Source organism: Paraburkholderia sp. BR13439 (assembly GCF_040948805.1).
Taxonomy (GTDB): domain Bacteria; phylum Pseudomonadota; class Gammaproteobacteria; order Burkholderiales; family Burkholderiaceae; genus Paraburkholderia; species Paraburkholderia youngii.
In genome coordinates this window covers 123,375-135,753 of record NZ_JBFPKN010000017.1, presented here as the reverse complement: position 1 = coordinate 135,753, position 12,379 = coordinate 123,375, and the positions used below count along the sequence as shown (strand labels likewise).

Annotated in this window: 10 protein-coding genes; 4 read left to right on the top strand and 6 right to left on the bottom strand. The window is 64.6% G+C overall.

Annotation, left to right across the window (positions count from 1 at the left end; genetic code table 11):
* The first annotated feature begins 318 nt into the window (after nucleotides 1–318).
* The 4 genes from AB3X96_RS29285 (at nucleotide 319) to AB3X96_RS29270 (ending at nucleotide 6,203) form a co-directional block, all read left to right on the top strand.
* Nucleotides 319–3,330, top strand: coding sequence for a ribonucleoside-diphosphate reductase subunit alpha (locus AB3X96_RS29285; RefSeq protein WP_368592449.1), 3,012 nt, complete (start codon nucleotides 319–321; stop codon nucleotides 3,328–3,330).
* Nucleotides 3,331–3,915: 585 nt separating this feature from the next.
* On the top strand, nucleotides 3,916–5,139 hold the full coding sequence (locus tag AB3X96_RS29280) for a ribonucleotide-diphosphate reductase subunit beta (RefSeq protein ID WP_368592448.1): 1,224 nt from the start codon (nucleotides 3,916–3,918) through the stop codon (nucleotides 5,137–5,139).
* Nucleotides 5,140–5,226: 87 nt separating this feature from the next.
* Nucleotides 5,227–5,544, top strand: a complete 318-nt coding sequence (locus AB3X96_RS29275) for a hypothetical protein (RefSeq protein WP_176380933.1) — start codon at nucleotides 5,227–5,229, stop codon at nucleotides 5,542–5,544.
* A 29-nt stretch (nucleotides 5,545–5,573) separates the two neighbouring features.
* Nucleotides 5,574–6,203 carry a histone H1-like DNA-binding protein gene (locus AB3X96_RS29270; RefSeq protein ID WP_176121887.1) on the top strand — a complete coding sequence of 210 codons (630 nt, stop codon included), beginning with the start codon at nucleotides 5,574–5,576 and terminating at the stop codon, nucleotides 6,201–6,203.
* A 233-nt stretch (nucleotides 6,204–6,436) separates the two neighbouring features.
* Here AB3X96_RS29270 and AB3X96_RS29265 read toward each other — a convergent pair whose 3' ends face one another.
* From AB3X96_RS29265 to accC, 6 genes are all read right to left on the bottom strand, one after another.
* Nucleotides 6,437–6,913, bottom strand: coding sequence for a glycine zipper 2TM domain-containing protein (locus AB3X96_RS29265; RefSeq protein ID WP_176105013.1), 477 nt, complete (start codon nucleotides 6,911–6,913; stop codon nucleotides 6,437–6,439).
* 25 nt (nucleotides 6,914–6,938) lie between these two features.
* Entirely contained in the window at nucleotides 6,939–7,877 is a 939-nt protein-coding gene (locus tag AB3X96_RS29260) for a carbohydrate kinase family protein (RefSeq protein WP_368592447.1), read from the bottom strand.
* A gap of 100 nt (nucleotides 7,878–7,977) precedes the next feature.
* Nucleotides 7,978–8,478: a thiol peroxidase gene (gene tpx, locus AB3X96_RS29255; protein ID WP_176121884.1), complete on the bottom strand. Its 501-nt coding sequence runs from the start codon at nucleotides 8,476–8,478 to the stop codon at nucleotides 7,978–7,980.
* 72 nt (nucleotides 8,479–8,550) lie between these two features.
* A complete protein-coding gene (locus AB3X96_RS29250) occupies nucleotides 8,551–9,948 on the bottom strand; it encodes a zinc-ribbon and DUF3426 domain-containing protein (protein ID WP_368592446.1) in 1,398 nt (465 codons plus the stop codon).
* Between the two features lie 47 nt (nucleotides 9,949–9,995).
* Nucleotides 9,996–10,898 carry a 50S ribosomal protein L11 methyltransferase gene (prmA, locus tag AB3X96_RS29245; RefSeq protein ID WP_368592445.1) on the bottom strand — a complete coding sequence of 301 codons (903 nt, stop codon included), beginning with the start codon at nucleotides 10,896–10,898 and terminating at the stop codon, nucleotides 9,996–9,998.
* 3 nt (nucleotides 10,899–10,901) lie between these two features.
* Complete coding sequence (gene accC / locus AB3X96_RS29240; protein WP_013090569.1) at nucleotides 10,902–12,266, bottom strand: acetyl-CoA carboxylase biotin carboxylase subunit; 1,365 nt, start codon at nucleotides 12,264–12,266, stop codon at nucleotides 10,902–10,904.
* Between the last annotated feature and the right edge of the window lie 113 nt (nucleotides 12,267–12,379).

The window sequence follows — 12,379 nt, the reverse complement described above, 5'->3', positions numbered from 1 at the left end:
AATAAGAGTGGATAAGTCTGCGGCGCCCCGCTCCCCGAGCACGGCGCCGCAAGCATTCCAGACAGCGAAAAAAATTCCTGGGGCGCAGCCGTTGGGGGATCTCCGGCCGCATCCAGAAGCATTCAGGAAAGGACCAGCCAGTGATCGCGACCGACCCGATGAAGACCGTCATCAAATCGAACCAGGCTTCCTCGCAGTTGCATCCCGCCAACCGGCGTAGCCGGCCTCCCTGCACCTCATCGCTCGCGCACGCGACGACGCGGCGTTCGATTTAATCCGCGGCACCCGCCGCCATTTCCAAGACCAGGAGCTTTGCACATGCAAACCACCGACAACGTGACGACCCGGTACGAGGGCTCACCGACTGGCCAGGCTTTCGGCCAGACTCAAGGCGCACAGTCGCTCGCGCCGCAAGCGAGCTACGCCGACTACAAGGTGATCCGCCGCAACGGCACCGTGGTGTCGTTCGAGCCGTCGAAAATCGCGATCGCCGTGACGAAGGCGTTCCTCGCCGTCAACGGTGGTCAGGGCGCGGCGTCGGCACGGGTGCGCGAACTGGTCGAGCAACTCACGCAGAACGTGGTGCGCGCGCTTCTGCGCAGCCGTCCGAACGGCGGCACATTCCATATCGAAGACATTCAGGATCAGGTCGAACTCGCGCTGATGCGCGGCGGTGAACACAACGTCGCGCGTGCTTACGTGCTGTATCGCGAGAAGCGCAACCAGGCGCGCGCGCATGACGACCATGCCGATGCCGCGAGCACGCCGGGCCTGAACGTGACCGACAACGGCATCACGCGTCCGCTGGACATGGCCGCGCTGCGCGGCATCATCGAGTCCGCATGCGCGAACCTCGGCGACGCGGTGAGCGCCGAGCCGATCGTCGCGGAAACGGTGAAGAACCTGTACGACGGCGTGCCGATGAGCCAGGTGTACGACTCGGCCATCCTCGCTGCCCGCACGATGATCGAAAAGGACCCGGCTTACAGCCAGGTCACCGCGCGCATCCTGCTGCACACGATCCGCCGCGAGATCCTCGAAGAAGAAGTCACGCAAGCCGAAATGGGCGAGCGCTACGCCGAGTACTTCCCGCAGTTCATCAAGCGCGGCGTGCAAGCCGAACTGCTCGACGACAAGCTGCTGCAGTTCGACCTGAAGCGTCTGGGCGCCGCGCTCGACGCGAACCGCGACCTGCAGTTCGGCTACCTCGGTCTGCAGACGCTTTACGACCGCTACTTCCTGCATCACGACAACGTGCGCATCGAGATGCCGCAGGCATTCTTTATGCGTGTCGCGATGGGGCTGTCGCTCAACGAGATCGACCGAGAAGCGCGCGCGATCGAGTTCTACAACGTGCTGTCGAGCTTCGACTTCATGAGCTCGACGCCGACGCTGTTCAACTCGGGCACGCGCCGCTCGCAGCTGTCGTCGTGCTACCTGACCACGGTCGACGACGACCTCGACGGCATCTACGAAGCGCTCAAGGAAAACGCGCTGCTGTCGAAGTTCGCCGGCGGTCTCGGCAACGACTGGACGCGTGTGCGCGCGCTCGGCTCGCACATCAAGGGCACCAACGGCAAGTCGCAGGGCGTGGTGCCGTTCCTGAAGGTCGTCAACGACACTGCGGTCGCGGTGAACCAGGGCGGCAAGCGCAAGGGCGCGGTGTGCGCGTATCTCGAGTCGTGGCACCTCGACATCGAGGAGTTCCTCGAGCTGCGCAAGAACACCGGCGACGACCGTCGTCGCACGCACGACATGAACACCGCGAACTGGATTCCCGACCTGTTCATGAAGCGCGTGATGGAAGGCGGCGACTGGACGCTGTTCTCGCCGTCCACCTGCCCGGATCTGCACGACAAGTTCGGCGCCGAATTCGAAACGGCTTACACGGCTTACGAAGACAAGGTCGCGCGCGGCGAGATCAAGCTGTTCAAGAAGATCCCGGCGGCGCAACTGTGGCGCAAGATGCTCGGCATGCTGTTCGAAACCGGCCATCCGTGGATCACGTTCAAGGACCCGTGCAACGTGCGCTCGCCGCAGCAGCACGTCGGCGTCGTCCACTCGTCGAACCTGTGCACGGAAATCACGCTGAACACCAGCGACGCCGAAATCGCCGTCTGTAACCTCGGCTCGGTGAACCTCGTCGCGCACCTGAAGGAGCAGGCCGACGGCACGGTGGCGCTCGACCACGACAAGCTCAAGCGCACGGTCAGCGTCGCGATGCGCATGCTCGACAACGTGATCGACATCAACTACTACGCGGTCGCCAAGGCGCGTAACTCGAACCTGAAGCACCGTCCGGTCGGCCTCGGCATCATGGGCTTCCAGGACTGCCTGCACGTGCTGCGCACGCCGTACGCGTCGCAGGAAGCGGTCGAGTTCGCCGATCGCTCGATGGAAGCGGTTTGCTACTACGCGTACTACGCGTCGACCGAGCTCGCCGAAGAGCGCGGCCGCTACTCGAGCTACCGCGGCTCGCTGTGGGATCGCGGCATCCTCCCGCAGGATTCGGTGGCGCTGCTCGAGCAAGCGCGCGGCGGTTATGTCGAGGTCGATTCGAGCGAGTCGATGGACTGGCCGGCGCTGCGCTCGCGCATCGCGACCTACGGCATGCGCAACTCGAACTGCGTGGCGATCGCGCCGACCGCGACGATCTCGAACATCATCGGCGTGTCGGCGTGCATCGAGCCGACCTATCAGAACCTGTACGTGAAGTCGAACCTGTCGGGCGAGTTCACGGTGGTCAACGACTACCTGGTGCGCGACCTGAAGGCGCGCGGTCTGTGGGACGAAGTGATGGTCGCCGACCTGAAGTACTTCGACGGCACGCTGTCGCGCATCGACCGCATCCCGGCCGACCTGCGCGCGATCTACGCGACCGCGTTCGAAGTCGATCCGGTGTGGCTCGTCGAGTCGGCCTCGCGTCGTCAGAAGTGGATCGACCAGGCGCAGTCGCTGAACATTTACATGGCGGGCGCATCGGGCAAGAAGCTCGACGAGATCTACAAGCTCGCATGGCTGCGCGGTCTGAAGACCACCTACTATCTGCGCACGATGGCGGCGACGCACGTCGAGAAGTCGACGGTCGCGCACGGCGCGCTGAACGCGGTGAGCTCGGGTCATGACGGCTCGGGTGGCGCAGGCGGCGCGGCAGGCGGCTTCGGCGTGGGCGGCGCGACGGGTGGTGTGGCGGGTGGCGTGAACGGCGGCTTCCAGGCAGCGGCAGCCACTGCCGCGGTCGCAGTCGAAGCGGCACCCGAAGCGGATGGTCCGGTCTGCATGATGCGTCCGGGCGATCCCGGCTTCGACGAGTGCGAGGCTTGCCAGTAACTAGAGGCAAGCAGCGGGAGCGATGCTTGCTAACTGCACACGAGGGTCGTAGGTGATGACCCGCAGGCGGCGAGCGACGCGCCCCGTTGATGAAGTAGAAGCAGGTCGATGAGCGGTGAGCAGTATCGAAGTCTCACCGCTCGTCGATGCAGCGAAGCAACACAGCAGTTGGCAACACCAGACGATCGCGCGACATGGCATCGCACCTCAACCGCCAACGCTGACGCAACACGCTCGACGCGGCTCACCGCCGACTCTCGCGACGAGCGATTCGCGCGGCATCGACCGGTCCATCGATCGGTCGGCGGATGCCGCGAACACGCTGCGCAATACATATAGATAGAGCAACGAAACGTCGTGTCGAAACGTTGCTCTTCGAGCTCGCGAAGGACCTCGGCAACACATGTTCAACACGCGATCATCACGCGTCACTCGATGCGTGACTGCATGAGTCACACGCAGCATGTCGAACAAAGTGTTGTATGAACGTAGCAACGCGAATCGAAAACAGGAATTTTCGCGAGTGAGCTCTTTTATCGCTCGTGAAAAGATGGTACAAACCGTTCTAAATTGATGGTGACATTTATGCTCAACTGGGATGACGAGATCACTGCCGTAACTCCCTCGAGCGCGACGCAACCGAACGTGTTGCGCAACGCTGCGGGGTCGGTTGTGGGTTCGCAAATCGGAACGCGTTCCGCTCCTCATGCTCCCTCCGCTCAAGAAGTCTTCGCGAACGACATCGCTGTCGCTCCCGTCGCTCATGCTGTCAACGCGGCGGCCGCTTCCGAAGCGCGCGTCAATGTCGCCGACAAGCGCATCATCAACGGCCAGACTGACGTCAATCAGCTGGTGCCGTTCAAGTACAAGTGGGCCTGGGAAAAGTATCTGGCGGGTTGCGCCAACCACTGGATGCCGCAGGAAGTGAACATGTCGCGCGACATCGCCCTGTGGAAAGACCCGAACGGGCTGACCGAAGACGAGCGCCGCATCGTCAAGCGCAACCTGGGCTTCTTCGTGACGGCCGACTCGCTCGCCGCCAACAATATCGTGCTGGGCACCTACCGCCACATCACGGCGCCCGAATGCCGCCAGTTCCTGCTGCGCCAGGCGTTCGAAGAGGCGATCCACACGCACGCTTACCAGTACATCGTCGAGTCGCTCGGTCTCGACGAGGGCGAAATTTTCAACGCGTATCACGAGGTCCCGTCGATCCGCGCGAAAGACGAATTCCTGATTCCGTACATCCACGTGCTGACCGACCCGGCCTTCAAGACCGGTACGCTCGAAGCAGACCAGACGCTGCTGCGCTCGCTGATCGTGTTCGCCTGTGTGATGGAAGGCCTGTTCTTCTACGTCGGCTTTACGCAAATCCTGGCGCTCGGCCGCCAGAACAAGATGACCGGCGCGGCGGAGCAGTACCAGTACATCCTGCGCGACGAGTCGATGCACTGCAACTTCGGCATCGACCTGATCAACCAGATCAAACTCGAAAACCCGCACCTGTGGACGGCTGAGTTCCGCGCCGAAATTCGCGCGATCTTCCAGCAGGCGGTCGAGCTCGAATACCGCTACGCCGAAGACACGATGCCGCGCGGCGTGCTCGGCCTCAACGCGTCGATGTTCAAGAGCTATCTGCGCTTCATCTGCAACCGCCGTTGCCAGCAGATCGGTCTCGATCCGCTGTACCCGAACGAGGAAAACCCGTTCCCGTGGATGAGCGAGATGATCGACCTGAAGAAAGAACGCAATTTCTTCGAGACGCGAGTGATCGAATATCAGACTGGCGGTGCGCTGTCCTGGGAGTGAGCCGGGATTCGCATCGCGGATGGTTTCATTGATGGGGATGCCGCCGCCTGTGGCCGCGGCGCCCCGGGTTAGGAGCAGAACGGCCTGATGCAAAGCGTGCCCGGTGCCTTGACGGCCCACAAACATGACAGGCACTTTGCGGACCCTTCAGTGGGATGGGCAAACTTCCCCCCGGAAAAAGCCGCTGGCGTCGTTGCCGGCGGCCCGATCAAGCAATTGCCGGCGTCGCCTCGCGACGCCGACCAGATTTGGCGCGCGGTGCCTTGGGGCACGGCGCGCCTTACCGCATTCATTAGCGTAAGCGCGTTGCACCTGCGTACGCCGATGAATAGCCCGCTTCGTAGCGCGCGCCCTGAGAAGCGTCCGCGGGAAGCGGGTTTTGACGAAGGGTGTAGTTTGAACTGACCTCATCTGAAAACCTGAAGGAGAAAATGATGGCAACTGCAAAGAAAGCCGCGGCCAAGAAGACCGCAGCAAAGAAGACCGCAGCTAAGAAGGCTGCTCCGGCTAAGAAGGCTGCTCCGGCCAAGAAGGTCGCCGCGAAGAAGGTCGCAGTGAAGAAGGTCGCAGCGAAGAAGGTTGCAGCGAAGAAGGTCGCGGCAAAGAAGGCAGCACCGGCGAAGAAAGCCGCAGTGAAGAAGGTCGCGGCGAAGAAGGTCGCAGCCAAGAAGGTCGCGGCGAAGAAGGCAGCACCGGCGAAGAAAGCCGCGGTGAAGAAGGTCGCAGCCAAGAAGGTCGCAGCGAAGAAGGCAGCACCGGCGAAGAAGGCCGCAGCGAAGAAGGCAGCGCCGGCGAAGAAGGCCGCGGCGAAGAAGACCGCTGCCAAGAAGGCCGCGCCTGCGAAAAAGGCTGCAGCCAAGAAAGCTGCACCTGCCAAGAAGGCTGCCGCGAAGAAGGCCGCTGCGCCTGCGAAGAAGGCTGCCCCTGCGAAGAAGGCTGTCGCCAAGAAGGCCGCGCCTGCTCCCGCTGCTGCGCCTGCTGTCTCGAGCGCACCGGCGGCGACGGTGAAGACCGCGCTGAACCCGGCAGCGGCATGGCCGTTCCCGACGGGCAGCCGTCCGTAAGCAGTAGCTGTAGCAGTGCGTCGACACATCGCACGATGTGTCGGATGACCGGGTCGTGCTCGAGCTGTTGCGAGCGCCACCCGGTCAATGTCCCGTTACCGGTGTGCCGGTGGCGGGTTTTTTTTTGCCGTCACCGAAAGAAAAACACGCATGGACCCGTGAGGGCGCATGCGTGTGATGTCGTCGTCGCGGCGCTGAACTACGCGCGGCCGCGCGGGCGGGGGGAACTGCGCTTAGTGCGTGACGCGCGTGACGCCGCCGCTCGACAGCAGCCTCACGCGATCGCCGGCGCGGAAGATTTCGCCGGTGGCAGTTTGGGTGATGGCGCGCATGTCGCCGTTGTCGAGCCGCACGGTGATTTCAATGCCGTCGCGCATCGCCACACGGTTTTCGATCGCATTGCCGGCGACCGCACCGCCGATGCCGCCCACGATACCCGTCGCGACCTGGCCACGTCCGCCGCCGAACGCAGTGCCGGCGAGCGCGCCGAGCGCAGCGCCGCCGAGTGCGCCGATGCCGATCGGTTGACCTTCGTTCGTGCTGATGCGCACCGCGCGTACGCTCTCCACCGTGGCCATGCGAACCGTCTGTTCGCGCTGCGCCTGCGAAGCGGTGAAAACGTCGGGAGAGCTGCTGTTGACCGCACATCCCGACATGGCCAGCGAACCGGCGATCACGGTGGCGACGATCAGGCGACTCGAGGTTCTCATTCCCAAACTCCCATAGCACGCGATATCAGTGCAGGTCGTATCCGAAGGCCTGCTTGAACCGCTCGTTGATTTCCGCCCGGCTGGGCGCGTAGTTTTGCGGGCCTTGATGCTCGATCTTCAGTGCGCCCATCAGGCTGGCGAGACGGCCGGTGGTGGCCCAACCGAGGCCCTTCTCGATACCGTAGAGCAAGCCGCCGCGAAACGCGTCGCCGCAACCGGTGGGATCGAGTACCCGCCTGGCCGTGACCGCCGGGATCTCTTCGATATCGCCGCCGTGATGGATCTGAGCACCCTTCTCGCCGAGCGTGACGATCAGCGCATCGACCTTGCTGGCGATCTGCTCGATCGACCAGCCGGTCTTGTTGCTCACCAGCGCGGCTTCGTAATCGTTGACCGCGACATAGGTAGCAAGTTCAATGACGCGCCGCAGCGTCTCGCCGTCGAACAGCGGCAAGCCCTGGCCCGGATCGAAGATGAACGGCACGCCTGCGGCGGCCAGCTGCTCGGAGTGTTGAACCATGCCGTCATAGCCGTCCGGCGCAACGATGCCGAGCGTCAGGCCCTTCACCTCGTCGGCGCGGTTCTGATGCGACTGCATCATCGCGCCCGGATGAAACGCGGTGATCTGGTTGTTCTCGAGGTCGGTCGTGATCATCGCCTGCGCCGAGTAGGTGTCGGGCACGACGAGCACGTTTTCCGTCGACAGGCCGAGCTCTGCGAGCCGGTCCAGATAGAGCTGCGCGTCGACGGCGCCGATCGCGCCCATGATGCGCGCGTCGCCGCCGAGCAGATTCAGCGCGTACGCAATGTTGCCCGCGCAGCCGCCGAACTCGCGACGCATGGTCGGCACGAGAAAGCTTACATTCAGGATGTGGACCTGCTCCGGCAGGATGTGCTCCCGAAAGCGGCCTTCGAAGGTCATGATGTTGTCGTACGCGAGCGAGCCGCAGATGAGCGTAGCCAAGGCGAGCGTTCCTGTATGAAAACGGTGGGATGGGAAGACAGACGCGCCGCGCCGACGGCGCCGCGCGAGGCGCGGCGCCGTCGTTCGCGCGCGAGAGGACTTACTTCAGCGCGGCGAGCGCTGCGTCGTAATTCGGCTCGTTCTTGATCTCGCCGACCAGCTCGGCGTGCACGACCTTGTCGTTCTCGTCGAGCACGACGACCGCGCGCGCTGTCAGGCCGGTCAGCGGACCACTCGTCACGTCGACGCCGTACGCCTGCGCGAACTCGTGGCCGCGGAATGTCGACGCGGTCACCACGTTCTCGATGCCCTCGGTCGTGCAGAAGCGCGACGCCGCGAACGGCAGGTCGCCCGACACCACGATCACGGCCGTGTTGCTGAGCTTCGCGGCGGCTTCGTTGAATTTGCGCGTCGACGTCGCGCAGGTCGGCGTGTCGAGACTCGGGACGATGTTGAGCACCTTGCGCTTGCCGGCGAAGTCGGCGAGCGTCAGCGGCTTCAGGTCGCGGCCGACCAGCGAGAACGGGGCGGCCTGCTGGCCGACCGACGGGAACGTGCCGCTTACTTCGATCGGGTTGCCACCCAGCGTGACTTGACTCATGTGTTGTGCTCCGAAAAGGGCGTCAGTGACGACAATGATGCGCCCGCTCGGGAGCGGGCGCGCGAGGGTGCGTTACGGATAAAAAATCTGTACGCGAAAATTGGAGGCGATCGCGGTGCCGGTGTCGAGGTGCACGATCATCGTCTGCGTCGCGTGCGCGGGGAGGCCGGCCGCGATCACGGTGCCGGGTGGCACGTAATCCTGCGGCCATAGCACGCGCCGCACGGCGACGTTGTTCTGATCGTCGAGCAGCGTGAGTTCGATCGCGGGATAGGCGAGCGCGATGTTCAGGCGGTTGTGCAGCGGCATCTTCAGCTCGAGCTTGTGCGGGCCGTCGATCTGCCGCAGATCGGAGGGCTCGACCAGCAAGCCTTCGATGTCGTGAGGCGGCGTCAGCTGGCAGCCGAGATGCGCGCAGGCCTGCGCATACAGGATCTGCGAGCGCGGCACGTTGACCATGATGGTCTCGCGTTGCCACCACGCGAGTTGCGCGAGCAGCGCAATGACGAGCAGCGCGGCGAGCACCACGCCGGCGACGATCCAGCCGACGCGCCCGGCGTCCACCGGGCGGGTTTCGCGCATGACCGGGAACGGATCGTCGCCACCGCTGATCGGCGGATTGACCGAGAACGGCTCGCCGCTCGATGGAGTGGGCGCCGGACCTCCCGGCGGGCGCGGGCCGCCGGGCCCGCCGGCGCCGGAAGCGCCCGCGGCCGCGCCGAAACCGGCCGCACCTAAGCCGGCCGCACCTAAGCCGGCCGCACCTAAGCCGGCCGCACCGAAATGCGGTTCGTTGTCGCGCATGTCATGCAGGCCTGCTGGCTCGCGCCGTGCGGGTTCGTCGAGCGTGGACGGTTCGGGGCGTTCGACCTTGCGCCAGACGCGCGGCGCTTCGTCTTCGACTCGCGGTGGGGCAGCAGGCGCGGAGGGCGGGGCGACAGGCGGTTCATCGACCGTGTCGTCGGCGGGATAGGCGAACGGTTCGAGCGGCGCGTCGGCCAGCGTCGGCTCATCGTCCGCGGGTAGCGGCGCCGAGAAAGCGCCAGCGCGCAGTTCAGGTTCGGTGGCCTGGCGCGGCGTGCCCGACTTGACGGTTGCGTGCCCGGTGCCGCCAAGCGGCAGCGGCGCGAGCGGCACGCTGCTCGCGTGGTCGCGCAAACGGGAGTCGAGCGTGCTGCGTGAAATGCTGGTGGAGTCCTGTTCCGGAGCCGGTGCTCCCGGGGCCCATGCGTCACCACTAAAGTCCGGGCCTGGCTGCCGCACTTCCGACAGCGCTTCGATCGCCGCCGCGGCGGCAACCGGTTTGGCCGTGGAAAAATCGCCGCCTTCCGAGACGTCGAACAGACTGCTCGACGCGTCGAAGACTTCCTGACAATGCCCGCACCGCACGAGGCCGCGGCGCTGAGCAAGCTGCGCCGGTTGCAGACGGAAAACAGTTTCGCAGAAGGGGCAACGCGTCGCCAGGTGCATATCGAGCCGTTGAGCCTGAGGCCGTTAGGTTGACAATACGCCTTATTCTAATTGCTTTCGCGGCGCGTTCCGGCGAGGCACACCCAACCTTCATGTTCGCGCCACACGCTGATATCGATCCAGCGCGCGTAGACCTGCGCGACTTCGTCGGCCTGGCGCGCAAGGATGCCCGACAGCGCGATGCGACCGCCCGGCTTCACTTTCGACGACAGCATCGACGCCATCAGCTTCAGCGGATTCGACAGAATGTTCGCGACCACCACGTCGAATTCGCCGGCCGGGCAGGCATCGGGCAGGCCATAGGTGACTTCGGCGTGATTGCGCTCGCTATTGTGACGCGCCGATTCGACCGCCTGCGGATCGATGTCGATGCCGATCACCGGATCGGCGCCGCACTTCTTCGCGAGAATCGCGAGAATGCCGGAGCCGCAGCCGTAGTCGAGCACGGACTGGCCGGGCTTGATCGACTGCTCGATCCACTCCATGCACAGACGCGTGGTGGGGTGGCTGCCGGTGCCGAACGCGAGGCCCGGATCGAGTTCGAGCACGAGCGCGTCGGGGTCCGGCGCATCGTGCCACGACGGCACGACCCAGATGCGCTCGCCGATCTGGATCGGATCGAACTGCGACTGCGTGAGCCGCACCCAGTCCTGCTCCTCGACCTCGCGCACGGTATAGGCCGGCGCGGAATCGAGTCCGATTTCGTTGGCCGCGGCGGTCAGAAGCACGGCCGGATCGTGCTCCGGCGCGAGCAGCGCGATCACGCGCGAATGCTGCCACGCCGTGCGATCCGGCGTGAGACCGGGCTCGCCGAACAGCGGCTGCTCGTCGGGCGTGTCGGCGTCGGCATCTTCGACCGACACGGACAGCGCGCCCAGCTCGAGCAGCGCGTCGGACAACTCCTCCGCGTGCTCGCGCGCCAGTTCGGCGACCAGTTCCCGATAACTCATGACTTACGCTTCTTCCGCGACCTGCTGACGCGCGGCCAGCCGGTTTTCGAGGTAGTGGATGCTGGTGCCGCCTTCGACGAACTTCGCGTCGAGCATCAGCTCGCGGTGCAGCGGGATGTTGGTCTGAATGCCTTCGACCACCATTTCCGACAACGCGATGCGCATCCGGCTGATCGCCTGTTCGCGCGTGGCGCCGTAAGCGATCAGCTTGCCGATCATCGAATCATAGTTCGGCGGCACGAAATAACCATTGTAGGCGTGCGAATCGACGCGGATGCCGGGACCGCCCGGCATATGCCACGACGTCAGGCGTCCTGGCGACGGCGTGAACTTGAACGGATCTTCGGCGTTGATCCGGCATTCGATCGCATGGCCGCGGAACTGGATGTCGCGCTGACGGAACGCGAGCTTCTCGCCGGCCGCGATGCGGATCTGTTCCTGCACGATGTCGACACCCGTGATCAGTTCGGTCACCGGATGCTCGACCTGCACGCGCGTGTTCATCTCGATGAAGTAGAACTCGCCGTTTTCATACAGGAACTCGAAGGTGCCAGCGCCGAGATAACCCATCTTCTTGCACGCATCCGCGCAACGATCGCCGATGCGGTCGATCAGACGGCGCGCGATGCCCGGCGCCGGCGCTTCCTCGATCACTTTCTGGTGACGGCGTTGCATCGAGCAGTCGCGCTCGCCGAGCCACACGGCGTTCTTGAACGAGTCGGCCAGCACCTGGATTTCGATATGCCGCGGGTTCTCGAGGAATTTCTCCATGTAGACCTGCGGGTTGCCGAACGCGCGGCCGGCCTCCTCGCGGGTCATGTTGACCGCGTTGACGAGCGCCGCTTCCGTGTGGACCACGCGCATGCCGCGGCCGCCGCCGCCGCCCGCCGCCTTGATGATGACCGGGTAGCCGATCTGGCGGGCAATCTTCACGATCTCCTTCGGATCGTCCGGCAGCGCGCCTTCCGAACCCGGCACGCAAGGCACGCCGGTCTTGATCATGGTCTGCTTGGCGGTGACCTTGTCGCCCATCATGCGGATCGTTTCCGGACGCGGACCGATGAAGGTGAAGCCGGACTGCTCGACGCGCTCGGCGAAGTCGGCGTTCTCCGACAGGAAGCCGTAGCCGGGGTGGATCGCTTCGGCGTCGGTGACTTCGGCCGCGCTGATCAGCGCGGGCATGTTCAGATAGCTCAGATTCGACGGGGCCGGGCCGATGCAGACCGCCTCGTCGGCGAGCTTCACGTACTTGGCTTCCTTGTCGGCTTCCGAGTAGACGACGACCGTCTTGACGCCGAGCTCGCGGCAGGCGCGCTGGATACGAAGCGCGATCTCGCCACGATTGGCAATGAGGATTTTTTCAAACATAGCGGGTTTTCGACTCATCAATGGGCGCCGGGTCGGTCAAGACGCCGGCTGCCGCAGAGGATCGGTCGCGCGCCACGGGATGAGCGGCGCGCGGGCGGCGAATGGTGCGTGCC